The sequence below is a fragment of the Nocardiopsis nanhaiensis genome (assembly GCF_054778635.1).
The window spans coordinates 1-24,469 of sequence record NZ_BAAGZJ010000029.1; the positions used below are offsets into that span (position 1 = coordinate 1).

The 24,469-nt window shown below is 67.6% G+C and carries 20 protein-coding genes; 7 read left to right on the top strand and 13 right to left on the bottom strand.

The annotated features are described in order from the left end of the window. The 3 genes from ACYVD1_RS15575 to ACYVD1_RS15585 form a co-directional block, all read right to left on the bottom strand. On the bottom strand, window positions 1–926 hold a 926-nt coding region (locus ACYVD1_RS15575; protein WP_460772678.1), incomplete at its 3' end, for a transposase domain-containing protein. Window positions 927–1,373: 447 nt separating this feature from the next. Further along, the gene (locus ACYVD1_RS15580) at window positions 1,374–1,988 is read right to left on the bottom strand and encodes an NADPH-dependent FMN reductase (protein WP_460772680.1); all 615 of its coding nucleotides are present in this window, start codon (window positions 1,986–1,988) and stop codon (window positions 1,374–1,376) included. Further along, a complete protein-coding gene (locus ACYVD1_RS15585) occupies window positions 1,985–3,571 on the bottom strand; it encodes an MFS transporter (RefSeq protein ID WP_460772682.1) in 1,587 nt (528 codons plus the stop codon). Before ACYVD1_RS15585 ends, ACYVD1_RS15580 begins: the two co-directional genes overlap by 4 nt. 131 nt (window positions 3,572–3,702) lie before the next feature. Here ACYVD1_RS15585 and ACYVD1_RS15590 point away from each other — a divergent pair, with 131 nt between their 5' ends. Next, window positions 3,703–6,999 carry a BTAD domain-containing putative transcriptional regulator gene (locus ACYVD1_RS15590; protein ID WP_460772685.1) on the top strand — a complete coding sequence of 1,099 codons (3,297 nt, stop codon included), beginning with the start codon at window positions 3,703–3,705 and terminating at the stop codon, window positions 6,997–6,999. A 35-nt stretch (window positions 7,000–7,034) separates the two neighbouring features. On the opposite strand, the gene ACYVD1_RS15595 is transcribed toward ACYVD1_RS15590, so the two are convergent. Together ACYVD1_RS15595 and ACYVD1_RS15600 are read right to left on the bottom strand one after the other, a co-directional pair. Then, window positions 7,035–7,697 carry an SRPBCC family protein gene (locus ACYVD1_RS15595; RefSeq protein WP_460772687.1) on the bottom strand — a complete coding sequence of 221 codons (663 nt, stop codon included), beginning with the start codon at window positions 7,695–7,697 and terminating at the stop codon, window positions 7,035–7,037. After that, entirely contained in the window at window positions 7,694–8,035 is a 342-nt protein-coding gene (locus ACYVD1_RS15600) for an ArsR/SmtB family transcription factor (protein ID WP_460772690.1), read from the bottom strand. The genes ACYVD1_RS15595 and ACYVD1_RS15600 overlap by 4 nt, the downstream gene beginning before the upstream one ends. A 205-nt stretch (window positions 8,036–8,240) precedes the next feature. Here ACYVD1_RS15600 and ACYVD1_RS15605 point away from each other — a divergent pair, with 205 nt between their 5' ends. The 5 genes from ACYVD1_RS15605 (at window position 8,241) to ACYVD1_RS15625 (ending at window position 12,302) form a co-directional block, all read left to right on the top strand. Continuing rightward, complete coding sequence (locus ACYVD1_RS15605; protein ID WP_460772692.1) at window positions 8,241–8,456, top strand: hypothetical protein; 216 nt, start codon at window positions 8,241–8,243, stop codon at window positions 8,454–8,456. A 78-nt stretch (window positions 8,457–8,534) separates the two neighbouring features. Then, the gene (locus ACYVD1_RS15610; RefSeq protein ID WP_460772695.1) at window positions 8,535–9,755 is read left to right on the top strand and encodes an MFS transporter; all 1,221 of its coding nucleotides are present in this window, start codon (window positions 8,535–8,537) and stop codon (window positions 9,753–9,755) included. Beyond that, window positions 9,742–10,494 carry a MerR family transcriptional regulator gene (locus ACYVD1_RS15615; protein ID WP_460772697.1) on the top strand — a complete coding sequence of 251 codons (753 nt, stop codon included), beginning with the start codon at window positions 9,742–9,744 and terminating at the stop codon, window positions 10,492–10,494. The genes ACYVD1_RS15610 and ACYVD1_RS15615 overlap by 14 nt, the downstream gene beginning before the upstream one ends. Window positions 10,495–10,556: 62 nt before the next feature. Further along, window positions 10,557–10,997 carry a TolB family protein gene (locus ACYVD1_RS15620; RefSeq protein ID WP_460772699.1) on the top strand — a complete coding sequence of 147 codons (441 nt, stop codon included), beginning with the start codon at window positions 10,557–10,559 and terminating at the stop codon, window positions 10,995–10,997. Between the two features lie 213 nt (window positions 10,998–11,210). Beyond that, window positions 11,211–12,302 carry an alpha/beta hydrolase family protein gene (locus tag ACYVD1_RS15625; protein WP_460772702.1) on the top strand — a complete coding sequence of 364 codons (1,092 nt, stop codon included), beginning with the start codon at window positions 11,211–11,213 and terminating at the stop codon, window positions 12,300–12,302. A gap of 166 nt (window positions 12,303–12,468) precedes the next feature. Here the strand turns inward: ACYVD1_RS15625 and ACYVD1_RS15630 are convergent, their stop codons facing one another. The 8 genes from ACYVD1_RS15630 to ACYVD1_RS15665 all read right to left on the bottom strand — a co-directional run bounded on the left by ACYVD1_RS15630 (window position 12,469) and on the right by ACYVD1_RS15665 (window position 23,175). Further along, on the bottom strand, window positions 12,469–12,609 hold the full coding sequence (locus ACYVD1_RS15630; protein ID WP_460772705.1) for a hypothetical protein: 141 nt from the start codon (window positions 12,607–12,609) through the stop codon (window positions 12,469–12,471). 102 nt (window positions 12,610–12,711) lie between these two features. Further along, window positions 12,712–14,994: a S9 family peptidase gene (locus tag ACYVD1_RS15635; RefSeq protein WP_460772708.1), complete on the bottom strand. Its 2,283-nt coding sequence runs from the start codon at window positions 14,992–14,994 to the stop codon at window positions 12,712–12,714. A 325-nt stretch (window positions 14,995–15,319) separates the two neighbouring features. Next, window positions 15,320–15,622: a hypothetical protein gene (locus ACYVD1_RS15640; protein WP_460772711.1), complete on the bottom strand. Its 303-nt coding sequence runs from the start codon at window positions 15,620–15,622 to the stop codon at window positions 15,320–15,322. Window positions 15,623–15,795: 173 nt separating this feature from the next. Next, on the bottom strand, window positions 15,796–16,767 hold the full coding sequence (locus ACYVD1_RS15645; RefSeq protein WP_460772714.1) for a formylglycine-generating enzyme family protein: 972 nt from the start codon (window positions 16,765–16,767) through the stop codon (window positions 15,796–15,798). Beyond that, window positions 16,760–18,583, bottom strand: coding sequence for a sulfatase-like hydrolase/transferase (locus tag ACYVD1_RS15650; protein ID WP_460772717.1), 1,824 nt, complete (start codon window positions 18,581–18,583; stop codon window positions 16,760–16,762). Before ACYVD1_RS15650 ends, ACYVD1_RS15645 begins: the two co-directional genes overlap by 8 nt. A 623-nt stretch (window positions 18,584–19,206) precedes the next feature. Continuing rightward, entirely contained in the window at window positions 19,207–20,307 is a 1,101-nt protein-coding gene (locus ACYVD1_RS15655; RefSeq protein ID WP_460772721.1) for an NAD(P)-dependent alcohol dehydrogenase, read from the bottom strand. 22 nt (window positions 20,308–20,329) lie between these two features. Continuing rightward, window positions 20,330–21,781 carry an aldehyde dehydrogenase gene (locus tag ACYVD1_RS15660; protein WP_460772724.1) on the bottom strand — a complete coding sequence of 484 codons (1,452 nt, stop codon included), beginning with the start codon at window positions 21,779–21,781 and terminating at the stop codon, window positions 20,330–20,332. A 26-nt stretch (window positions 21,782–21,807) separates the two neighbouring features. Beyond that, a complete protein-coding gene (locus tag ACYVD1_RS15665) occupies window positions 21,808–23,175 on the bottom strand; it encodes an MFS transporter (protein ID WP_460772727.1) in 1,368 nt (455 codons plus the stop codon). A 153-nt stretch (window positions 23,176–23,328) separates the two neighbouring features. Between ACYVD1_RS15665 and ACYVD1_RS15670 the strand changes: the two genes are divergently transcribed. Next, complete coding sequence (locus tag ACYVD1_RS15670) at window positions 23,329–24,162, top strand: PaaX family transcriptional regulator (RefSeq protein WP_460772730.1); 834 nt, start codon at window positions 23,329–23,331, stop codon at window positions 24,160–24,162. The last annotated feature ends 307 nt before the right edge of the window (window positions 24,163–24,469 follow it).

Consider the following 24,469-nt stretch of genomic DNA (forward strand, 5'->3'; position numbering starts at 1 on the left):
TAGAGGGCCAGGAGCTGGTGGGCGGGGTCGGTGTGGTGGTCGAGCAGGGTCGTGGCCAGCCGGTACAGGCCCTGGATCTGTTCGCCGTCGTCGGTGGTGGCGGTGATGCGGGCTTCGATGATGCGGACTTTGAGCCCGTCTAGGTGGGTCAGGTAGGACCCGTCGGGTAGCAGGGTTTCGACCCGGGGGCGGCGGCGCGGGTGCAACCGGATCAGGAACTGGGCGCCGGTGGCGGCGGTCTGGTTCAGGAAGGTGTTGCCTTGGTAGGCCTGGTCGGCTAGGACCAGCATCTGTGGGGTGAGTAGGTCCAGGAGTTGGCGGGCTTGGTCGGGTTCGCCGCTGGGGGCGGGGCTGATGGTGGCGCCGAGTAGGGAGCGGGTGCCGGTCTCGCACAGGGCGGTGACCTGCAGGCGGGGGTAGCCCTCCTGGCCGTGGGGTTGGTCGATCTTGCGTAGCCAGGTCAGGTTGCGTTTGCTGTCGGGGGCTTTGATCGAGTGGCAGGCGTCGAAGGCCACGGTGCGCAGGTGCCGGTAGCAGGTGCCGGGGGTGGTGGGTTGGGCCAGGGGGACGGCGATGGTCTCGAAGAGGGTGGTGAAGGGGGCGGGTCCCAGGCGTCGGCGTAGGTGGCGCAGCGCGGCTTCGCTGGGGCGGGGCAGGGGCAGCCCGTGCAGTCCGGCGACGAGGCTGTCCCAGACGCGGGTGTAGCCCACGTGGGGAAACAGGGTCAGGGCTAGGACGAAGTAGGCACCGACGCGGGCGGGCAGGGTGGTGAGGCGTTGTTGCTGGGTGTGGGTGCGCTGCAGGGCGTCATCGACGAGGTCGAAGGGCAGGTAGCGGGTGAGTTCGCCTAGGTGGCCGGGGGCGTAGGGGCCTTGGGCCACGGTGATGGTGCGGGTGTGGGTGGTGGTGGCATACTGGTCGGGCAACGGGGCCTCCGGGTGCAGGTGGATCTTGGTCGATTTCCTGCGTTTTATCGGAGGTCCCGTTGTTTTGTCATGGGTGCAGGGGTGTGGTGTTACGGACTTGACATCGGGCCCGGAGCGCTAACTACGCGGTCTTGGCGCGAAGCGCTCGATGGCGACGACCTTGACGCGCGCAGCGGAGACGGCCACAATCGGGCGGCGGGAAAGGAGGACACCCCAGCCCGAAAGGCCCCCAGTCGGAACAGGGAAAATCGAAAATCCGGAAATCCGAAAATCCAGGTCTGCAGGAATCCAGGAGCGCAGGAATCAATTCAACCTCAGCACACTCCAATGCTGATGAGGCGGCCGACGCACTAGGCGCCGAGGCCGCTTCCCGAACGACCCCGGCACCCTGTGTTTCCTCGTCAGGCCCCTGACCAGACGCCGTGTCAGACTTCGCCGGATTTCGTATCAGACTTCGTAGGGGTGGTCCTCGCGGGCGGTGCGCAGGGCGCGGGCCCACCAGGTGAGGCGGTCCAGGAATTCCTTGGACGCGCCCAGGGTGGCCTCGCGGCGGATGGGCTGTCCCCCGGCGTCGAAGCACTCCCAGAACTGCGCGAAGCTCAGCGCCTCGCGGATGGTGGTCGCGTGCACCTCGTTGAACACCTGGCGGAGCTGCTCGACGGCGGGGATACCGCCACCGATGCCCCCGTAGGAGACGAAGCCGACCGGCTTGGCCGCCCACTCCTCGAAGAACCAGTCGATGGCGTTCTTCAGGGTCCCCGGGTAGCCCCGGTTGTAGACGGGGGTGACGACGATGAACGCGTCCGCCGCGGCCAGGCGCGTGGAGAGTGCTCGGACGTTGGCGACGGCGGGGTCGTCCTCGGTGGTGGCCTGCTCCTCGTGGCGGGCGGCGATCACGTCCGGCAGTTGGACCTCTTGGAGGTCGATGACGTCCACGGTCAGATCCTCGCGCAGGCTGGCCTGCTCGGCGATCCAGCGGGCGGGGACGGGGCCGAAACGGCGGTCGCGGGTGCTGCCGATGATGACGGCGACCTTGAACTTCTTGGTCTGCTGCGGGTTCATGCCTTCTCCTTGAGGGTGTTGTTCTCGTTGTTTCCGGTGGTTTTGGCGGGTCGGAGGAAGAGCCCTGTGACGGCGGCGAGCACCAGGAGCAGGGCGACGCCCGTGTAACCGACCACGGTGATCCCGGTCATGAAGGCCTCTCGGGCCTGGGACATGAGCGCGTCGGCGGTTTCGGCGGGCAGGTTCTGGGCGGTGGCGACCGCGCTGGGGAGGCTGTCCCGGGCGGCGTCCGCGGCCTCGGGTGGCACGCCTGAGGGAAGGGGTCCGGCCATCACCTGGCGGTAGACCGCGCTGACAACGGTGCCGAGGGTGGCGATGCCCATGGCCACCCCGAGCTCGGAGCTGGTCTCGGACATCGACGACACCGAACCGCTCTTCTCCTTGGGAGAGGACGAGATGACCAGGTCGATCACCAGGACCATCAGCGGGGCCAGGCCGACGGCCAGGACCATCGAGCCGGTGACGATCAGCGCCAGCGGCGAGTCGGCCGATACCAGGGCGAGGACCGCGAAGCCGATCGCGGAGAGTGCCAGCCCCAGGGACACGGTGTTGGGGGTGCCGAGCCGCGCCCCGATGGCCGGGGTGGACATCGACGCGATCACGCTGGCGGCGGCGAAGGGCACCATCCACAGTCCCGATTGGAGCGGGGTGAGACCGTGGATGAGCTGGAGGTACTGCGCGAACAGGAACACGAAGGCGCCCATGCTCAGCGCGCCGAGCATCATGCTGGCCAGGCCCACGGAGAAGGGCCGGTTCCGGAACAGGCTCAGGTCCACGAGCGGGCTGTCCAGCCTCCGCTGCCTGCGGATGAACCACCACCCGAACAGCACACCCGCCGCCAGGGCCGTGACGGTCGGCCATCCCCAGCCGCTGCTGGCCGCCTCCTTGGCCGCGTACACCAGCGGCAGGATCGCGGCCAGCGACAGCAGCACGCTGGCCAGGTCGAGACGGCCGGGCTGCGGGTCGCGGTACTCGGGCAGCAGGAACGGTCCGGCGATCAGCAGCAACAGCATGATCGGGACACCCATGAGGAAGACCGAACCCCACCAGAACCACTCGAGTAGCGCACCCCCGGCCAGCGGGCCGATCGCCGCGCCGCTGGAGAAGGCGGCACCCCAGACGGCGATCGCCAGGGCGCGCTGCCGGGGCACGTGGAACATGTTCCGGATCAGCGACAGGGTCGAGGGCATCAGGGCGGCGCCGGAGATGCCGAGGAGGGCCCGGGTGACGATGAGCATCTCCGGGCTGGTGGAGTACGCGGCGGCCACGGAGGCGGCCCCGAAGGCCGCGGCGCCGATGAGGAGGAGTCTGCGGCGGCCGATCCGGTCGCCGAGGGTGCCCATGGTGATGAGGAACCCGGCGATCATGAAGCCGTAGATGTCGAGGATCCACAGTTGTTGGGCGCCGGTCGGGGCGAGGTCCGCGGCCAGGTGCGGCAGGGCCAGGTGCAGGGCGGTGAGGTCGATCGCGAGCAGGAGGACGGGGAGAGTGAGGACCGCGAGGCCGGTCCACTCGCGGGCCCCGGCCGACCGTGTCGGGGGTCTGGCCGTTCCGGACGGGTGGGTGGGTGTGCGGGGAGGCATGTCTTCCCCTTTCCTGGTGTCGTTGTGAACTGCCCGCACTCTCGCCCGGAGGGGTTTCGGAAAAGCCCCGGCCCCGGGCGTCCGCCGAAATCCCACTCGATCCCCGCTGCCCGGAGGCCTAGGCTGAACGCATGCGAATCGGGGTTCTGGGGGCACTCGAGGTACGGCGCGACGACGGAGTGGTGGTCCCGGTCCCCGAGGCGAAGGTGCGAACGCTGCTGGTCGGGCTGCTGGTCCGCGAGGGGCGTCCGGTCGGCGCGGACACGCTCGCCGACGACCTCTGGGCTGACCGGCCTCCCGCGAACCCCGAGCGCGTGCTGCGCTCCAACCTGTCCAAGCTGCGCACCGTGCTGGACGGGGTGGAACCCGACGGGCGCGCCAGGGTGGTCCGCTCGGCCGCCGGATACCGTCTGGCAGTCGACAGCGGGGAGGTGGACGCCTGGCGCTTCCGCGAGCTTCGGAAACGGGCGCGTGAGCTCTCGGGGCGGGAACGGGTCGAGGCGCTGACCGAGGCGCTCGGCCTGTGGCGGGGACCGGCGCTGGCGGGGTTCGTGGACGCGCCCTTCGCCGAGGCGGTGGCCGCCGGTTTGGCGGAGGAGCGCGCGGGCGCCGTGGAGGAGCGGGCCGAGGCCCGGCTCGCGCTCGGTGAACACCGCAGGGTCGTCGACGAGCTCGCCGAACCGGCCCGGGCCGAGCCGCTGCGCGAGAGCGTGCAGGAGCTGCGCATGCGGGCCCTCTACCTCTCCGGCCGCCAAGCCGAGGCGCTGGCCGTGTTCGAACGGTTGCGGCACCAGCTGGCCGGGGAACTGGGCGCCGACCCCGGCCGCCGGATCTCCGCGCTGCACCGGGAGATCCTCCAGCAGGACCCGGTGCTCGGCGCCGACCCCGACGCGCAGGGCCCCTGGGCGCCACAGAAGGCGGGGGAGCCCTCGGAGAGCCGACCGCCGCGCCCCCGAACCAACCTCCCCGCACCGGCCACCGCCCTCATCGGTAGGGAGCGCGACATTGAGGACGTCCTTGCCGGGGCGGTGTCGGAGCGGCTGGTGACCCTGGTCGGGCCCGGCGGTGTGGGCAAGACCCGGCTCGCGCTGGAGGCCGCGGCCAAGCTCGGACCGGCCTTCGCGGGCGGGGTCTGGTGGGTGGAGCTGGGCGCACTGCCTTCCGGGGCTCACCAGGGGGCGAGCGTGGCCGAGACGATCGCCGCGGCGGCGGGGCTCCGCGACACCGGCGTCGGCAGGACTGGGAGCGGGGGCCCCGTCACTCTGCTCGCGGAGGCGCTCCGATCCACCAAGACCCTGGTCGTGCTGGACAACTGCGAGCACGTGGTGGAAGCGGTCGCCGACCTGGTGCGGCGGTTGCTGGCCGAGGCGCCGACCGTGCACTGTCTGGCCACCAGCCGGGAGCCCCTGACCGCTCCCGGTGAGACCGTCCTGGAGGTGTCACCCCTGGAACTCCCAGCGGACCCCGACGGACCGGGGGATCTGGGGGAGGGCCACCTACCCGGCGCGACGCGGCTCTTCGTGGAACGCGCACGTGCGGCCGCACCCCGCTTCACCCTGGACGAACGGACCCGACCGTTGGTCGACGTGATCTGCCGCGGGCTGGACGGGCTGCCCCTGGCCCTGGAACTGGCGGCCAACCGGGTGCGCGCGCTCGGTGTGGAGGAGCTGGCGGCGCGCCTGGACGACCGCTTCGGGCTGCTGGCCGGAGGTGCGCGCGGGGTCCCCGACCGGCAGCGGACCCTGCAGGCGGTGGTCGACTGGAGTTGGGACCTGCTGACCGAACCCGAACGCCTGGTCCTGCGCAGGCTGGCGGCCCACGCGGGAGGATGCGGCCTTCCCGCGGCGGAGGCGGTGTGCGCTGGCGACGGGATCGAGGCCCACGGAGTGATGGAACCCCTGGCCAGGCTGGTCGGCCGTTCCCTGGTCGTCGCCGCGGACGACGGCGGGGGTCTGCGCTACCGGCTGTTGAAGACCGTCGCCGGCTACGCCGAGCAGCGGATGGTGGAGGCGGGCGAGGCCGGGGCTGTACGCGACCGGCACCTGAGCTACTACCTGGACCTCGCCGAACGCGCGGACACCGGGCTGCGCGGACCCGACCAGGTGGCCTGGTCGCGCCGGTTGGACACCGAGACCGCCAACATCCGTGCGGCCTTCGACCACGCGGTCTCTGCCGGTCGCACCGACGAGGCCCTGCGCTTGGCCGTCGCCACCTCCTGGCACCGCTGGCTGCGCGGCCGCTTCGGGGCGGCCTACCGGGAGCTCGGTACCGCCCTGGAGATGGACGGCGGCGCCTCGGTCCACCGGGCCAGGGCTGTCACGGAACGGACCCTGCTGGAGGTGTTCCTCGCCGCCACCGACGACCCCGTGGGCGCCGCACGGCGGTCGGTGGAGCGGTTCGACGCGGCCGAAGAGCCGGTGGACCGGGCCCGGGCACAGCAACAGGTGGGCTCGTTCCTGGTGGAGGTCGGTGAGCTGGCCGCCGCGGAGGAACACCTGGGTGCCGCACTGCCCGTCCTGACCGAGCACGACGACACGTGGGGCCTGGCCCGGGCCCTGTGTTCCAACGCCCAGCTCGATCAGCTCCGAGGTAAGAACGCCGAGGTCAGGGCGGCCGCACAACGGGCGTGGCACTTGTTCGGCTCGCTCGGCAGCGGGTGGGGCCGGCTGCGCGCGGACTCCGTCCTGTGCCGCGACGCGGAGGTGCGCGGGGAATACGAGGAGGCCGTCCGGATCGCGGGGGAGGCCCTGGAGCTGGCCGAAGGCTTGGAGATGCGGGGCGAGCTGTGCTTCTGGCTCTCCTCGCTGGGCAGGGTCCTCCTCCTGCGCGGCGACCGCGAACGGGACGACTACGGCGAGGCCGCACGCCTGCACGAGCGGGCGCGGGCCACGGCCGTCGAGATGGGGGAGGTCTACGGCGAGTGCCACGCCGTGCTGGGTCTGGTCACCGGGGCCAGACTGGAGGGCGAGCACGAACGCGCGGCGGAGCGGCTCCGCGGCTGGTTCGAGGTGTTCGGCCAGGCGCCCGTGTCGGCGCTGCACACGGTCGCCCTCGTGGAGCGGGGCTTTCTGGCCGAGGCGGACGGGGATGTGGCGGCGGCCCTGGCCGCGCACGGCGAGGCACTCGAACTGGCTCTCGGCACCGGCTCCCCGCCCATGGCCGCACCGGCGCTGGAGGGCCTGGCCGGGGCTTGGGCCCGAGCGGGCGACGGCAAACGGGCCAGCCGGTACCTCGGTGCGGCCCGGGCAGCCCGGGGGCCGGGGCCGGTCAGCACGTACGCGCCGGACGCCGTTCCCGAGTCCGCGGCCCATCCGGACGGTCGGAGGGTGTTCGAGGCGGTCCGGGCCCTGCTCTCCGAAGAGGACCTCGCCGACGGGCTCGCCGAGGGTGAACGCTTGGCTGACCTGGGACGTCACCGGGAGATCTGAGCGGCGCGAACGCGTAATCGGTCCAGCACCCCGCCCTAGCCCTGCGCCCCGGGACCCTCACCCAGGAAGAACGCGGTGGTGCGGTCCCGGGCCACCTCGGCCTCCCCTCGCGGGGTACCCATCTCCACACTCGCGTCGCCCCAGCACGTGCTGCTGGCGGTGATGAAGCGGCGGCCCTCCTCGGTCCCCTCCCAACCGTCGGCCTCCTGGGGCGTGTTCGCCCCCGCGTGCAGGTGCCGCTCCAGGCCGAGGAAGGCCAGGTCCCAGCCGACGCCGGTGGCGCCCGGGCCGAACTGCTTCCAGAACTCCGCCTCCACCTCGGCGTAGGCGATGTGTTCCAGAGTCAGACGGGCGCCTTCACCGTCGGGGTCCACCCGGACGGCGATCCAGCTGACATGGCCGCCGAACTCCCAGGTGGCGCTGAAAGCGCGGGGCGGATCACAGGCCTCGATGGTGCCGCTCGCGTTGTCCTCGACCTGGTACGTCCCGCCCAACCGAAGGTCACCGGAGACCGGGGCGAACCAGCGGGGGAGTCGTTCGGGCGAGGTGCAGGCCTCCCAGAGGTCGTCGACCGTGGTGTCGTAGCGCTGGCTGATCGCGGTCACCAGCGTCTTCCTTCCGTCCCGTTCCCCGGTGGTCAGAGCCCGGGACACGGCCTTGATCTGGCCGTCGACGTCGACGGGTGTGCGCTCAGTCATGGTTCCCCCTGGTTGCGTCGCTGCCGCTTCCCCCTGGCGATCTCGGTGTCCAGCGCGGCCAGTCGCGGAGCCCAGAACCGGCGGAACGGGTCCAACCAGTCGTCCACGGGGCGCAGGGCATCGGCGTCGACGGAGTACAGGCGCCGGGTGCCCACGGCCCGGACAGTCGTGAACCCGCTGTCCCGCAGCACCCGCAGGTGCTGGGAGACAGCGGGCTGACTGATCCCGAACTCCTCGCTGACCACAGCGCTCAGTTCGCCGGAGCTGAGTTCCCCGTCGGCGAGGAGCTCCAGGAGGCGCCGTCTGACCGGGTCGCCGAGAACGTCGAAGGCGTGCATGACTTCAGGATGTCAATGATGGCTTATATAAGTTACAGGTTAGGGATTCAGGTCCCCTCGTCGACTCTCACGTTTCCTGACCTGGGGAAGCTCCCATGGCGAGATCGCTCCCACGTAGCTTCGTTGCCTGGTTCGCCGCCGAGTACATGTCGGCCGACGGTCACCCCGCTGACATCGACCGCCGCTGTGAGTCAGCCACTGACAGGTGCGCTGGCGTGGTCGCCTTCGAGCCCGTCCGGGACTGGGAGCTGTTCAGCCGCGAGTACTCGTCCAGCCCTACCCCGACGCACGCCCCACGGACCTGGCGGAGCTGCGTGCCCTGCTGCTGGACGGCGCGCTCGCCCGAGAGGTACGCGACCGGGCCTGGCGCCAGGTGATCCGGCAGACCCGCGACTACGAGGAGTGGATGGTCGCCGCCTGATCAACAGGTGTCCACAGTCAAGGGGGAACGGCCCTTCGTGCTTGACCCCGACGTGACGTCAGGGTCTTTCCTGGCCAAATGCCATTCGTCGCACTTGTCTATTACGCGTCTCACCTGCTGAGCCTGCTCGGCAACGGCATAGCCTCGGTAGCGCTGCCGCTGATTGTCCTGCAGACCACGGGTAGCCCGTTGGGCATGTCCGCCCTGGCGGTCGCGACCGCGGTCCCCTCCGTCCTGGTCGGCTTCCTTGGCGGGGTGATCATCGACCGGATCAACCGGCGTACGGCCTCGGTGGTCTCGGATGTCATCTCCGCCGCGGCGATCGCCGCACTTCCTGTGATGGACATGCTGTGGGGACTGGACCTGGTGTGGTTCATCCTGTTGGGCATCCTGGGCGCATTCGGGGACGTTCCGGGGATCACGGCCCGTGAGGTCCTCGCACCGATGGTGGCCCGGCACACCGGTATCGACCTGCGGCGCGTGGTAGCCCTGCGCCAGGCCTTGACATCCGTCGCCCTGGTGATCGGTCCCGCAGCGGCCGGCGTACTGCTGGCCACTGTCGACTCCATGTCCGTGCTGTGGATCACCGCGGCCACCTCCACGCTCGCAGCGGTGTTGACCCGGACGCTGCCGCGCAGTCTCGGTGAGGTCGGCTCCTCCCCCGGTGCGCGTCGGCCCCTTCGGCGCGAGCTCGTCGACGGCCTGGTCGTCGTAGGCCGGAGCCGATTCCTACTGGGTACGATTTTCTTGGTCCTCGGTCTGGCCGTCGCGATCGGCGGACTGCAGGGAGTGGTGATGCCGGTGTACTTCGACCTCCTGGCCCGCCCCGACCTCCTGGGCCTGGTCCTCACCGCCTTGGCAGCCGGGATGCTGGTCGGAGCGACGATCTATCGCGGCATCGGAGCCCGGCTGTCAGCGCGCACATGGCTGTCGGCGGGGTGCATCGTCGCCTCTGTGGGATTCGCTTTGATGACCTCGCTCCTCTCCCCTGGGTTGGTGTTCGCGGGAGCGGTGGTGCTGGGGCTCGGCAACTCCGTGGTCGGATCGGTCACCGGCGTGCTGCAGGTCCAGCACACCCCCGGCGCCCTTCTCGGACGGGTGCTCAGCGTCAAGACATCTCTGCTGATGGTCGCCGCACCAGCGGGAATCGGGCTGGCGGGTGTGCTCGCGGAGCTCGGCTCGCCTCTGCTGGCAGCAGTGGGCGTCACCGGGGTGTGGATCCTGGTGCTGCTAACCGTGATCGCCTCGCGCGCCCTGCGCGACCTGGAATCGAAGGAGATGCCCGATGCTCAGCAGTGAACTCGCCGGTCTGGCCGGGGTCACCGTACGCGCGCTGCGCCACTATCACCAGATCGGGCTGCTGCCCGAGCCGCCGCGAACATCCGGGGACTACCGGCAGTACGATGTCGGCCACCTCGTGCGCGTCCTGCGAATTACGCGACTGACGGCGCTGGGTGTCCCACTGTCCGCCCTCCCCGAGGTGCTGGACGATGCCACGGTAGCCGCGGAGTTGCTCGACCAGCTCGATCGCCAGGCCGCCGCCGAGATCGAACGGCTCACCGCTCGCCGCGCCAGCATCGACGTGCTGCGCAACACCGGGGCCCCGCTGGACCTGCCGCCGGAGCTCTCCGCCGGGCCTGCCGCGCCCAGTCCGGGAGTGCCCGAGGACATGGTCAGGTACGAGCGCGACCAGCTCATCCTGATCGCTCATCTGCTCGGGGAGAAGGGCGCGGCGGTTCTGGCCGCACTGTTCGATATCCCGGAGGACGCCAGGGCGGCCTCCGCCAGGCTGACCGCTCGCTTCTACGCCCTTGATGCCGACACCCCTGATCACGAAGTCGAGGCACTGATCGATGAATGGGTCGAGCAGAGCCGACCGCTCGTAACGACCGCGGAGAGCATGTCGTCCCTCGACCCCCGCGCCCCCGCGCTGCTGGACCAGCTGGGCGCCCGCAGCCTCCGCCCGGTGCAGCACCGCGTTGTGCGCGCCATCCAGCAGCGCCTCGCACGGGAACGGCCCGGCTCGCACGAGGCTTGAGCCCGATGCGTCGTCAGGGTGTTGGCTGGTGTCTCCGGACCCACCGACCAGGAGGATTCACCATGACCACCCCGTCGAAGCTGATCACCGTCGAAGAGTCCTTCGGTCCGCCCGTCCGCAGCAGAGCCCTACTGTCCCCGGACGGCACCAAGGCCGCCTACCTCTCCCCGTGGCTGGGGCGGCTGAACGTGTTCGTTCGCCACCTGGACTCGGACTGGTCCGCCCCCGACGACGTCGACGGCTCGGACGCACGGCGCGTCACCGCCAACGCCCAACGCAACATCGAGGCCGCCTTCTGGACCACCGACGGCCGCTACCTGCTCTCCCAGCAGGCCAAGAACGGTGACGAGAACGCGCACTTGTACCGGGTCGACCTGACCCGGCCCGAGGAGCCCGAGGTCGACCTCACTCCCGACGAGGGTGTGCGGCTGATGGGCGCCAGACTGTCCTCGGACCGGTCGGGTCGGCCTTCGTGCAACTCAACTAGCGCCGCCCTGACTTGATCGACCTGTACGAGCTGGACCTGGACACCGGCGAGCTGACCACCGCCGCCGAGAACCCCGGCGACGTCCTCGGTTGGGTGGCCGCCGGCTCGAACTTCATCCGCCTGGTCCACCTGGACCTGGAGACCGGTGAGCAGACCGAGGTGGACTCCCACCCCGTCTTCGACCTGGACACCCCGCGCCCTGAGGCCGAACCGCGCTACCTCCTCCTCGGTGATCGTGCACGCGACCACCGGGCAGCTGCTCGGCGCCCGCAATCTCGGCGCCCGCCACGAGATCCGCGCACTCGCCCCGCACGTCGCCGAGGTGCTGTCGAACCTGGCCGAACTCTCCAATGGGGACCTGGCGCACGTATCCAGCGACGCCACCGGACAGCGCTGGGTGGTGGACTTCACCCACGACCGAGACCCGGGCGTGACCTGGTTCTACGACCACTCCACAGGGCTGGCACGCCGCCTGTTCCGGTCCTTCCCGCACCTGGACCCGGCCCAGATGGCCCCCGTAACCCCTGTCACCGTCACCGCGCGCGACGGCTTGCTCCTGCCCGTCCACCTCACCCTGCCGGCCGGTGTCGAGCAGCGCGACCTACCCACGGTCGTGCTGGTGCACGGAGGACCGTGGTACCGCGACAGCTGGGTGTACGATCCCGAGGTGCAGCTGCTGGCCAACCGCGGCTACGCGGTGCTCCAGGTCAACATGCGCGGCTCGACCGGTTACGGCAAGGCCCACACCCAGGCCGCGATCGGCGAGTTCGCGGGCAAGATGCACGACGACCTGATGGACGCCGTCGACTGGGCCGTCGCCCAGGGCTGCACCTACCCCTCCCGGGCCGGTATCTACGGCTGCTCCTACGGCGGCTACGCCGTCCTCGTGGGGGCCGCGTTCACCCCGGGCCGGTTCGCCGCCGCCATCAGCTACACCGGCATGTCCGACCTTGTGGACCTGGCCGAAGGGGTCGTCCCGTTCGCCCGTCGCAGCCTCGTGAACAGCTACCTGCGCTACTTCGGCGACCCCGAGATGCCCGGGCAGAGGGCGGACATGCTCGCCCGCTCTCCGAACAGCCGGGTCGACGACATCACCGCGCCGGTGCTGCTCATCCACGGCGCCGGCGACGTGCGCGTGCAGCGTCGCAACTCCGACCGCGTCTTCGAAGCCCTGCGCGCCCGCGGCGCCGGGGTGGAGTACCTGCTCAACGAGAACGAGGGGCACTGGTTCATCAACTCCGAGAGCAACATCGAGCTGTACAGCAGGCTCGAGAGCTTTTTGGCGAAGCACCTGGGAGGGCGCTCCTCGGAGGCTTCGTGACATGCGCCCCGTCTCCTGACCGCGTGCGCGCCGAGCGCCCGCGGTCAGGAGACGACCGGGGCGGACACGCCTCGGCGTTTCTCGGCCCGGTAACGGGCGGGTGGGGCGCCGACGATACGGAGGAACGTCGAGGTATGAGACCCGTTCATTCGTCCCCGCGACGTGCCTACAGCGTTATGACCCGCAACGGCTCGATCCGCCGCCGTGAGCGGGTCTCCAGGTCGAGCAGGAACCGGGTGCCGGCGAAGCGGTGCTCGTCGGTGCCCAGCTCGCGAACCGCCACAGTGTCCGCATCGGGCAGGGTCATCGTGGCGGCATCGCCGACCAGGACGGCCCCCGAGCAACAGTCCGTTGCTTCGGGGCCGTCCTGAACCGGCTGTGACTCCAGGTGGGTCCTACGGCCGCGTCCTCAGGACGGGATGAGGGCCCACTCGGGCATCGGCGGGAGCGGAGCGATGCGGTACGCCGGGGGTTCGGTGCCGTGCAGGTGGCGCACCAGGTAGTCCCAGGTCCGCCGCGTGATGTAGTGATGGCGGCCGGTGAAACTATGGTCGGCACCGGGCACGAGAAGCATGTCGACGTCGGCGTCGGCGTCGATGAGCGCGTCGACGAGGCGCAGACTCTGGTAGTGCAGCGCGTTGTCGTCGAGCTCCCCGTCGATCAGCAGGAGCTTTCCGCGCAGGTTGGCGGCCAGGTGCGCGTTGACCATGGCCCGGCGGTTCTCCGCGCTTGGCTCGCCGCAGAACTGTTCGGCCCAGAACGGCAGGTAGATCGTGAAGTCGTGGGCACCGGCCTGCGCGACACCCACGGAGTAGAACTCCGGGTGAGTAAGCAGGGCGCGGGCCGTGGCGAACCCGCCCCCGGAATGGCCGGTCATGGCCACCCGGTCGGTGTCCAACCAGGAGTGGCGGCGCCCCAGCTCGCGAATCGCGGCGACGTGGTCGGCCAGCGCCGCCGACATGCCCAGGTCCCCCGTGTAGGAGTGGTCCAGGAACGCCTTGGTGCGCATCGGGGTGCCGCGGCCGTCGATCGCGACCACGGCAAACCCGAGCGCGGCCAGTGCCTCGGGCTCCCCGGTGAACACATTTCCGAACGCCGGTGAGGCTCGGGGGGTGTTGGGGCAGGGGTAGCAGTGGTCGATGACGGGGTAGCGCCGGGCCGGGTCTAAGCCGTGCGGGCGCCACAGAACCCCGTAGATCGGGGTGCGTCCGTCGGCGGCGAGGGTGCGGAACCGCTCGGGCGGACTCCAGCCCGCCCCTTCGAGTGATGCGGTGTCCGGGGCTTCGAGCTCGACCAGCAGTTGCCCGTCGCCGTCGAGCACCCGCGTCCGCGGTGGCGTGGCGACGTTCGAGGCCCGGTCGACGAGATAGCCGCCCTGCGGCGGGCTGACCGCGTCGTGGTCGAGGTCGTCGTCGGTGAGCCGTACGAACCCGCTGCCGTCCAGGTCCACTCGACAGATCTGTCGCACGTAGGGATCGTCGGCGTGGAGTCCGCACGCGAGGAACCACACCTGGCGGCGGTCCTCGTCGACCCACAGCACCCGGTGGACCGGCCACGACCCTTCGGTGACCTGTTCGGCCCGCCCGCCGTCGGCGGAGTAGAGGTAGAGGTGGCCCCAGCCGTCGCGCTGGGACCACCACAGGATCTCCCCGGAGTCCAGTACACGCATCACCGGTGGGAGGTGGAGGTAGGGGGAGGGGTCGACCCGGGTGCGGTCGGTCTCGGTGATCAACGTCGTCCGTGCCCCGGTGGCCGGGTCCAGACGGCGCAGCTCCACGGTGCGTCCGTCCCTCGACTGGTGCAGGACGTGGATCGCGTGGCCTTTCTCCCCCGCCCACCACCGCCGCGAGAGGTTGTGGACCGAGAGGACCTCCGGGTCGCCTTGCTCGCCGACGACCTCTCGGGTACCGACGTCGAGCACGTTCCAGGACACCGTGGCCTGGGCCTCGTCTTCGGGCATGGGGTAGCGGATGCGGTGTTCCACCGGCCGCCCGCCGCCGGGGGGAGCTGACTCCACCAGCACCTGTTCGGGCAGTCCTCGCTGGTCGATCCGGTGGGTGAGCAGGCGGGTGGAGTCGGGGGACCACTCGGCCATGAGCAGCGACCCCAGGCCTTGCGAGGTCAGCGTTACCTTCGTGGTGGGGTCGGGCAGGCCGCCGTACTCCCAGTCCGGCTCGGCGTCCTCGGTGAGCGCGAACTCCCGTTGGCCGTCGCGGCTGCGTACCCACACGTTGCCGTCGCGGCGGAACGCCACCCACGCCCCGTCCGGTGAGGCGACCTCGCCCGGTCCCGCGAGATGTTCGCCGTCGATCCGGGTGCAGGACCCGTCACGATCCGACCACTCCCACCGGGAATCGAACGCCGAGAAGCGGATCACGTCGGCCTCGCGGCCCGGGACTTCGAGGTCGGGGGACACCAGCGGCAGAGCGTCGGCCTCGACCGCACGCCCCGAGGCTTGAGTCAGCGCCGCGGCGAGCCGATCGTGGTCGAACGCGTCGCGCCTGGTGCCCGCCGCCGGGTCGACCACGACGTGCCGTGTCCCTGATGAGTACCAGAACCGCGTGCCGTCGCCGGACCACTGTGGTGCGACGGCGGCCTGCGGGATGAGGCGGGACCGGTAGGGCGCGAGCATCTGCTCAGCGCGGGCGTAATCGGCGGCTTCAAGGTGTGTTCGTTCTGTCGGATCGTTCACGGGGAAGCCTTCCGTTCGTGGTGCTTGACGCCGCCCACTCAACAGGGTGACGTCGCGTCGGGGTCAACAGACAGGTGACCGACACCGCATCCAACGAGTTGGTGCGTGATGGCGCGGACGCATGGTGGTGCCCCCGGACTCAACCCCGTGGAGATTGTGTGGTCCGCCATCAAGACACGGGGGTTGGCCAATGTGGCCGGGGAACACTTGGCCGAAGTCGCCGACGCAGCAAAGCGAGGCATCAAGAGGAGTTACCGGCCCTGCTATTCACCACGGCCGTCAGGACCGCATTGCGCATCCCGGGGGGCCCCGGAGTTCTCGCGGTTCAGATCCATACGGTCTGGAGTGATGCCGTGGAGTTTGAGACCTTGTCCGGATCAGTGTGGGCCCTGCGGCCTGACGCGAGGTTCTTCCCCTCCGTGGCGGTCAGCGCCTGGTGGACGAGATCCGGCAAAGCCCCCAGCACGACCGGTGCTACTCCGATGCGGGTGCGGCGGGTGTCCTCCTTGAAGGTCACGTCCCGCACGTAGTGCACCCGGTTCTCCACCGTCCGGTGGCCACGGGCATGAGCGGCCAACTCCGCAGGTGAAACCTGGTGAGCGTTCAGATCGGTGACGGAGAAGACCATCTCGCGGCTGTCCTTGACGGTGCAGTGCCTGCGGCGGTGGCGCTGTTGACACCGAACAGGCCATCGGCTCGCTACCAGGAGCAGCCCGAGGCCTGGACGATCTCCCAGAATTGGGCCCCAACCCGACGGCCCACCCCACAAATCCGCAGTGATCCAATTGAATGGTACTGCCGTCAACGGGGATCGCTGGTCGCACATCGGAAACCGATATTCCCCGAAGTGGCATCGGGCGTGTTGTAGCTCCGAGCTGAGACTCGGTATCGATTGCAATACGAGTTATGGCAGAGGTAGGAGCCACCTCTCATTACGCGATAATCGCCCGAAGAGGGACCGCAGGGGTCGGCAAACTTCGAATGGGAATAATAATCGGCAGCAAACCAGTCCAGGCACCATTCCCAAACGTTCCCGGCCATCTGCCACAGGCCGTACCCATTGGGCTGGTAGGTTCTACCCGGCGCCGTGGTCAGGTACCCATCCTCTGCGGTGTTATCGATGGGGAACTTTCCTTGCCATATATTGCAGTTCCACTTTCCTTCTAAGGTGAGCTGGTCGCCCCATGCATATTTTTTCCTTTCCAGTCCACCACGGGCTCCATATTCCCATTCAGCTTCACTTGGCAGCCGTGCGCCTCTCCAAGAGCAGTAGGCAACGGCATCATCCCAGGAGACGTGGACGACGGGATGGTCCGGTTTTTCCTCAATGCCTGAGTCTGGGCCGTTGGGGTGTCGCCAATCTGCACCGTCCACCGCGAGCCACCACGGAACTCCTGCTACTTGGTGAAGAATCGCTGAACGCGGCCCCTGAAACGCTGCGTAGAACACAGCTGAAACGCCGTGCAGTTCAGCTGTGGTTCGGTATCCAGTCTCCTCTACGAACGTTTCAAATTGAGCGTTGGTCACCGTAGTAGCCCCCATGAGAAAGCTTTCTAAACGGACGTCATGGACTGGAGTTTCGCCATCTGCAGGGTACCCCGCGCCCCAGTGGTCGCCCATTGAGAATGTTCCAGCGGGAATCCTTACTAGCTCGTCTGATGGTCCCAGTTGAGCGGAGGAACCGGGGCTTTTTGGAATTGTTCCAGTAGTCCCCAGAACTCCTCTCTGGTAATAGCGATGTAGTTCTGAACCCGGGCAGCAGCAATTAATCATTCACAGCCTCCTCCTCGTCGGAGGCCTCGTGGGACCAGTCGATGGCGTACCACGCATCGGCAATATCCTGCGCGCCTTCATTGACATCTTCGAAGTCAACAACCACGACTCCGTTGTCCTCCGCGAACAGGTCCCACTTCTGAGCCAGTTCCTCGCCAATTTCGGGATGGTCGTCAATGATATCGTCGGTTTCACCCGGATCATTGGCAAGGTCATACAGTGCGTACTTCCCGGTGCCGCCCATGGGCTCCGGAGTGAAGTTTAGCTTCCAGTCACCCGACCTGTACGAGCGGTGTCCGAAGTGCTCCCACCCGATCTCGTCGTCGCCGATAGTGTCTGAGGTGCCTTCCAGCAGCGGTTTGGCGGAGTCACCTATCAGATTCTCCGCAGATTCGAGATCCACCCCTGCATATTCGGCGAATGTTGGGTATAGGTCGTGGATGTGGGCTAGACTGTCGACGATCCTGTGTTCACTATCGCCATTTGACGAGGGAGTCTTGATGAGCGCGGGAACACGTGTTCCCCCTTCCATCAGAGTGTTCTTGGCTTGAAAGTACGGTCCGGAGGCAACCTGCGCGTTAGGAAGTCCAATGGAGGGGAATGACCCCTGGAGCCCATACGACTCCATCTCATTCAACAATGGGTAGGTTTCTTCGTGCCACCCGTCGCGAGCAAACGCATTGTAGTTTTTCTGGGTGCTGGCCGAAGCACCGTTATCACTCGCTAGGACGATCAGCGTCTCGTCGTACTGGCCCGTCTCTTCGAGGTGGTCAATAAGTCGGCCGATTTGCTCGTCTGTTTCATGTATAACTGCCGCGTAGACAGCCATGCGATAAGCCATGTCTTCCTGCTGCTCAGTAGTCAGGGAGTCCCATCCCGGAGAGCTCTCCAGCCATCGAGTATCTACATCACTGTCAATCAGCTCCAGTTGGTACATGCGTTCGATTCGGTCTTCTCGAAGATCCTCATAATTGTAGTCGCCAGGATACGTAGCGAGGTAATGATCGATGAGATTCGTATCTTCTACATGCAATGGATCATGGGGCGCAATGTGTGCAAGATAGCCGAAGAAGGGCAGATCTGAATCGGCGTTCTGATCGACCATTTCGATCATCTCGTCAGTGAACGACCGGGTGGCGAAAAAGTCCTCAGGCAAGGAGTCCACCAACTCTCCGTTGCTTTCATAGATTACGGTGTCTTCCGGTTTTTCGCCCCTATTAAACAGACGGTGCCCGTCCGAGAAGTATGACGCGCCAGCGTCATATAGGGTGAAGTTCTCATCAAATCCCAGATCCTGGGGGGTTTGCCCTTCATCGCCACCCAGGTGCCACTTGCCAACCTGGTAAGTGTCATAACCCGCGTCTCCCAGCAGTTCAGATATGCCCGTGAATTCACCCTCCAAGCTACCTTTATAGCCGGGAGTAGTCTCTGGAACGCCTGGTGGAGTCAGGCCCTCCATCGACCCCAAGCCGACCTGGTGGCGATTCTGGCCAGTCATGAGTTCGGCTCGGGTTGGCGCGCATAGGGGTGTGACGTGAAAATCCGTGAACTGTGCACTGTCCTGTGCTAGAGCGTCGATGTTCGGAGTCTCGACCTCGCTTCCATAAGCACCGAGATCAGTATATCCAAGATCATCCATTAGGATCATCATAATATTTGGTGCAGCTTGTTCGCTTGAGCCTTGACTGTCTTCCTGCCCTCCGTTGAGCGGGGAGATTCCACAACCTGTCAGTGTCACGCCGAGAAGGGCCGAGAGGCCGAATGAGAGAGTAGCCTTACCCTTGAGGGAATTGGATTCACGTGAGCGATTGGTCATCGTTCTATTCTGCTTTCGAGGTCTTGGGGTTCCGTTTCGCCATCTAGTGTTAATGGCGTCTTAGTTGAGTAGGTCTTCGTGTCCGACCAGCGGTCTGCGAGGTGATCGACATCGAATTCGGGCGCATCGATTCGGCGCCCCTGTCATGTGCTTGAGTTATGCCTTTATCCTTTGGGTCGCATCCTGAATCTGTCGATGAAAGCTGAGCGTTCCTTGATGTGACCTGGAGGATTGTTCATAATCCGTGCTCACAACTGGAGCCGAACCATCTCGCGGAAAGTGAAAATCCGATGATTCGGATGGGTTTTCGTGCTTGGAGCTTCGGCTGACTGTAGGGGTCAGCGGAATGTCAGCGACTTCGGATGTGACGGTCTCGTTGTTTGCAATCGACCATTCGAGGTACGAGAATAACAAGTGCCGATGCCAGGGGATGTTCTTCAAGTGGCTGACAGGCGAAGATGAGATCGTCGGTCGGATATGCACGGTCAAGCTGCCCCAGGCGGCGCCGATCCCGGATCGCCGCTGCGACGGCTCGCTCCGCGCGAGCAGAGCGAGCCGTCCGGCAACGATTCACAGGGGCCAGCTGGCTACTTCGTCGCGTTGACTATCGCGGCACGAGGGAACTAGAACACGACCACGGGCTTGACCGTCGCCCCGGATGCCGAATCCCGGAAGCAATCGTTGATGTCCTTGAATTCGTAGTGCTTGACCAGTTTGTCGAAGGGGAACAGGCCCTGTTGCCACAGCCACAGCAGCCGGGGAATGAAGACCTGCGGGACGGAGCTCCCCTGGACGATCGTCTTGAAGGTCCAGCCCTTGACGAGTGACTGCCCGATCTCGAACGAGACCTCGGTGCCCGGGGCGGCCGCACCCACGAGTCCGAACGTGCCGCGGTGGGCGAGGGCGTCAGCGCCTTGACGCATGACCTCGGGCCGAGCCGTCGTGTCGAGGACGTAGTCAGCACCGAGGCCGCCCGTGAGCCGAAGCACCTCTTCCGTGAGGTCGGTCTCGCGCGTGTTGACGGTTTCCGTCGCGCCGAGCTCACGCGCCAGTTCCAGGCGATCGCTGTGGATGTCCACGGCGATGATCTGTGCGCAGTGCGCCACCGCGCCCGCCATGATCGCACCGGCTCCCACCGCGCCGGTCCCGATGACGACGAGTGACCTCCCAGGAGCTGGCCGGAGTTCGTTGAGGATTGCTCCGGCGCCTGTCTGGATTCCGCATCCGAGTGGTGCCGCCGTTTCCAACGGGATGTCCGAGGGCACCTTGACGATGCTCTCCTCCACGACGTTGGAGTACGAGGAGAAGGACGACTGCCCGAAGAAGTGCGACGAAACACTCTCGTTCCCGGTGCTGAACGCGGTCGACCCGTCCGGGCGGCGGCCGCCGAAGTCGGCGGCGAAGAGGTTCTCGCAATAGGCGACCTCGCCCGAGCGGCACCTCCGGCACTTGCCGCAGAACGCCGCCGCCAGGAGGACGTGGTCACCGGGTTCCACGGTGGTGACCGCGGCTCCCACGTCCTCGACGATGCCGGCCCCCTCATGGCCGAGAACGGCTGGAAGGGGAGTCGGGTAGATCTGGTCCCTGACGAGCTGGTCGGTGTGGCAGACGCCTGAAGCCACCATCCGCACACGGACCTCGTTCGCCCGCAACCCGTCCAGGCTCACCTGCTCGAGGGACAGATCCTGGTGAGGTCCCCGTGCTACCGCTGCTGTGACGTGCATGGAGCGTACCTTTCTTCCGGGCTCAAATCGGGTACTGCTGGCCTGAGGGCTCGACAGTGATCCACTTGAGGTCGGTGAATTCATTGATGACGGCCCGGCCGTCGAACCGCCCGTATCCGCTCGCCTTCATTCCCCCGTAGGGAGCCTGGGCCTCGTTCTGGACAGTCGCACCGTTGACGTGGACGTGCCCGGCGTCGATGCGCATGGCCGCTTCCAGGGCCCGGGTGCTGTCGCGTCCGAAAACCGCGGCAGCCAGGCCGTATTCAGTATCATTAGCCGTTCGGACGGCGTCCTCGAAACCGGACACGCGGACCACGGTCGTGACGGGTCCGAACGTCTCCTGGTCGTAGATGTCCATGCCGGGCCGTACGTGGTCGATGATGGTCGGCTGCATGCCCGCGCCGTCGGCCCTGCCCCCGGTCACGAGAGTCGCGCCCTTGGCGAGGGCGTCATCGATCAAGCGGTTGATCCGCTCACCGGACTCGGGCTTGTACATGGGGCCGATCACGCAGGAAGGGTCCTCCGCGGGGTCGCCGACGGGCAGTTGGGCGGCCCGTTCGGCGAAGGCAGACACGAACGCCTCCGCAACGGCCTCGTCGACCACGAAGCGCTCGGTGGACATGCAGATCTGGCCTTGGTACATGTAGGTCCCGAAGATCGCCGCGTTGACGGCGTCGCCGATGTCGGCGTCGTCCAGGACGACCTGGGGGGCCTTGCCGCCGAGCTCCAGGAGGGCGGGCTTCAGGTGGCGCCCCGACTTCTCACCGATGATCCGGCCGACGGCAGTGGAGCCCGTGAAGTTCACCCTGCGCACCGCGCGGTGGGCGATCATCGACTCGACGAGCGCTTCTGAGTCCTCGGGGGCGTTGGTGAGGAAGTTGAGGGCACCGGAAGGCAGTCCGGCCTCGTGCAGGATTTCAGCGATCAACTGATGAGAACGCGGGCTTCCTTCCGAGGCCCGAAACACCACGGTGTTCCCGCAGACCAGCGGGTAGGCGATGGCGCGGGCTGCGAGAACGCCCGCACCGTTCCAGGGGGCGATGCTCAGCACGACGCCCGCCGGCTGCCGCACGGTCATGGACAGGGTCCCGGGCTTGTCCGTGGGGATGGTCTCGCCCTGGATCTGCGTGGCGAGCCCCGCTGCCTCCCGGAAGAGCTGGGCCACCAAATGGGTGTTGAAACCCGACCAGAGCGGCGCGGCGCTGACCTCACGGGTCATGGTCTCGGTGAACTCCGCGGCCCGGTTCTCCATGATGTCCGCTGCTTTGAGCAGAATGGCCCGACGCTCGGACGGGCCGGTCCTGGACCACGTCTCGAAAGCCGCGTCCGCTGACTCGACCGCGGCGATCGCATCGTCCAGCGTGGCCGCGGTCGCGTGGCTGATGACCTCGTCGGTCAGCGGGTGCCTTCTCGTGAAGGTCTTCCCGTCACTGCTGATCTTGGCTTCGTTGTCGATGATGAGGTGGGATTTCATTGCTGCCTCTCTTGCGATCCGTTTCTCTACGAGTGGGTTGGGGAAGCTTTCGGGGTTCGTTTCACCGCGGGAACGGTCAGAACCGCGATGACGCCGACCAGGGCCGCCGCCGACCACACCGCGAAGTTGCTGAAGTTGCTGAGCTCGGCGGCTACGAGGACTCCCCCTCCTGAGATGGCGACGACTGCGCCGATACGGCCGATGCCGAGCGTGACGCCCAGCGCCGTGGCCCTTGTGGCGTCGGTGAAGTACGTCGCCACGAAGCCGTTGATCAGGATCTGGGCGCCGATGGAGCCGAAGCCGACGATGGCGACGAGGACGTACATGGCCCACAGGGGGAACATGCCGGTTCCCATGAGGAGGAGTGCCGTGCCCGAGAAGACGAAGGACGCAGCCGTCACGTAGCGGGGCCCGAAGGCGTCGGCGAGCCGCGAGGAGAGCACCGCTCCGATGACCGCGCCTATGTTCGTGGTCAGGAGGAAGCTCAGGGACGAGGTGAGGGAGTAGTCGGCCAGGACGAGCAGGGTGGGCATCCAGGTGTTCAGCCCGTAGACCAACGTCTGGCCCGCGATGCCCGCCACGCAGAAGAGAACCGTGGCCACGGCCCAGCGACCGCTGAGAATCGCCTTGAACTGGTTGTCCTTCGTGGGTGTGCCCTCGGGAGGGGCGGGCGTCCTCGCGGTTTCCGCCTCACGGGCGAGGCCGTAGTCCTCGGTGATCCGGGCGGCCTCCTCGTGTCGGCCGCGCGCCCTCAGGTAGGCGGGGGATTCCGGGAGGAGCATGTAGAGGAGGGGCACGACCGTGACGAGGGGGAGCCCGCCGATCGCCAGCAGCCCCCGGAACCCGATGGCCTCGAGGAGCGCCATCGCGCAGAGCGCGGAGAGAATGCCCCCGACCGCGTAGCCGGAGAACATCAGCGCGTTGTTCAGGTTCCGTCGATGCGGCTGGGAGAACTCGACGGTCACGGCGATCGCGGTGGGGATCACGCCGCCGAGTCCGAGGCCCGTGAGGAAGCGGAAGAGGCCGAAGAGCTCCGGTGTCGGCGCGTACGCGGTGGCGACCATGAGCAGTGAGAAGGAGGTGATGCACCAGAGCATCACCTTGCGTCGCCCGACGACGTCGGTGAGGTAGCCCGCGATCAGGGCTCCGACGAACATGCCGGCCAGTGCGTAGCTGCCGTAGGCTCCGGCCTGCACCGGGGTCAGGCCCCACGGCTCGTACTCCAGCAGGGAGGGGACGATCGCTCCGTAGATGACCAGGTCGTAGCCGTCGAAGACGATGGCCACGAAGCACAGGGCGATGACCGCGGCAGCGGACTTCTTGGGAGGTCCTGCGCCGTTGCCCGCGGAGTCGGGTCGTCGCTGAGCGGAGGAGTCGCTCGGTGTGGTGGCCATGATGCTCCTTGACGCACTCAATGTGTGACACTTGGCCGTCGATACACATTAATAATGTATTACTTGCGATGGAAGCACAGTGTGACCGGCAGCACAAGTAGTGCGCCGCGGTAGATTTCCGTCGGTCACGGGAGCGAGTTGAGAGGGGTAGGTGTGCGTCCGAAAGACCTGGTGATGGACCTCTTCGGGGACTACGTCCGCTATATGGGCGGCAGCATCCGGCTGGGCCAGATTGTGGAGCTCCTGGCGCTCTTCGATGTGGAGCCGGCGACCACTCGCGTGACCTTGTCCCGCATGCGCAAGGACGGGTGGGTGGCTGCCGAACGGCAGGGCCGGGAGATGCTCTACTCGGCGACGCCGAAACTCCTGAAGGTCCTCGACGAGGGGCGGGAGAGGATCTTCTCGCCGTCGCGCTCCCCCTGGACGGGCCAGTGGACCATGGTGCTCTACCAGATTCCGGAAACCCGCCGGCGCCAGCGTGAACGGCTCAAGCGGACGCTCGCCTGGGAGGGATTCGGCCAGCTGAACTCCACCACCTGGGTGTCGCCCCACAGCGTCCGGGAGCAGATGTACGAACTGCTGGGCTGCGAGAGCGATCCGACGATCCACGTGGTCACGATGTCCACGGGGAGCTGGGCCCGTGACAAGGAGCTGGCCGCGCAGTGCTGGGACCTGGAGGAGCTGGCCGTCGCCTACCGGCGCTTCATCGAGGAGTGGGGGGCCGAGCTGGACGCCGCGGCGCAGCAGGTCAGTGACGAGGAGGCGTGGCGGCTCCGGGTGAAGCTGGTCTGGGACTACCGGCACTTCCCCTTCCGCGACCCGAATCTTCCCCAGGGGATCCAACCGCCGGACTGGCCAGGAGACGAGGCCTACACCCTGTTCGTCCGGGAGCACCAGCGGCTGACGGCCCAGGCGAACGCGCATATCTCAGCAGTGGTCTTCGGCGGCGGGTCTGGCTCGACCGGGGGCTTCGCGGGCGGGGTCTGACCAGCCGTCCGATCCGCCGAAAGAGCCCGCGCGCTCCGGTGGCGGCCGCCGTTCCCGGGCGTCCGCCGCGCGCTCCGGCGTCCGCATCCGATGCTGACGGCTTGCGGAAGCGCCGGTGTCCCCACAGGCCGGACGAGACTCGGTGCCGAGCGGTGCCGCGGTCCGGGCCTGCGTTGTCCGGGGGAGTTCCGAACGGCTGACCGAAGTCGTCGACCGGATTCCACTCGGCGCATCCCGTGCGGCCAAGCGGCCTCAGCGTGCCGATCGAGGGCCCTGATGCCTGCGCGCACGAGCATCCTGTTGCCCG

What these genes read in the sequence shown, in the direction of transcription:
- ACYVD1_RS15600 (WP_460772690.1), bottom strand. Translation starts at nt 8,035, where the DNA reads ATGCACGCCTTCGACGTTCTCGGCGACCCGGTCAGACGGCGCCTCCTG.
- ACYVD1_RS15645 (WP_460772714.1), bottom strand. Translation starts at nt 16,767, where the DNA reads ATGATTAATTGCTGCTGCCCGGGTTCAGAACTACATCGCTATTACCAG.
- ACYVD1_RS15650 (WP_460772717.1), bottom strand. Translation starts at nt 18,583, where the DNA reads ATGACCAATCGCTCACGTGAATCCAATTCCCTCAAGGGTAAGGCTACT.
- ACYVD1_RS15640 (WP_460772711.1), bottom strand. Translation starts at nt 15,622, where the DNA reads ATGGTCTTCTCCGTCACCGATCTGAACGCTCACCAGGTTTCACCTGCG.
- ACYVD1_RS15655 (WP_460772721.1), bottom strand. Translation starts at nt 20,307, where the DNA reads ATGCACGTCACAGCAGCGGTAGCACGGGGACCTCACCAGGATCTGTCC.
- ACYVD1_RS15610 (WP_460772695.1), top strand. Translation starts at nt 8,535, where the DNA reads ATGCCATTCGTCGCACTTGTCTATTACGCGTCTCACCTGCTGAGCCTG.
- ACYVD1_RS15620 (WP_460772699.1), top strand. Translation starts at nt 10,557, where the DNA reads ATGACCACCCCGTCGAAGCTGATCACCGTCGAAGAGTCCTTCGGTCCG.
- ACYVD1_RS15590 (WP_460772685.1), top strand. Translation starts at nt 3,703, where the DNA reads ATGCGAATCGGGGTTCTGGGGGCACTCGAGGTACGGCGCGACGACGGA.
- ACYVD1_RS15665 (WP_460772727.1), bottom strand. Translation starts at nt 23,175, where the DNA reads ATGGCCACCACACCGAGCGACTCCTCCGCTCAGCGACGACCCGACTCC.
- ACYVD1_RS15615 (WP_460772697.1), top strand. Translation starts at nt 9,742, where the DNA reads ATGCTCAGCAGTGAACTCGCCGGTCTGGCCGGGGTCACCGTACGCGCG.
- ACYVD1_RS15585 (WP_460772682.1), bottom strand. Translation starts at nt 3,571, where the DNA reads ATGCCTCCCCGCACACCCACCCACCCGTCCGGAACGGCCAGACCCCCG.
- ACYVD1_RS15660 (WP_460772724.1), bottom strand. Translation starts at nt 21,781, where the DNA reads ATGAAATCCCACCTCATCATCGACAACGAAGCCAAGATCAGCAGTGAC.
- ACYVD1_RS15595 (WP_460772687.1), bottom strand. Translation starts at nt 7,697, where the DNA reads ATGACTGAGCGCACACCCGTCGACGTCGACGGCCAGATCAAGGCCGTG.
- ACYVD1_RS15580 (WP_460772680.1), bottom strand. Translation starts at nt 1,988, where the DNA reads ATGAACCCGCAGCAGACCAAGAAGTTCAAGGTCGCCGTCATCATCGGC.
- ACYVD1_RS15630 (WP_460772705.1), bottom strand. Translation starts at nt 12,609, where the DNA reads ATGACCCTGCCCGATGCGGACACTGTGGCGGTTCGCGAGCTGGGCACC.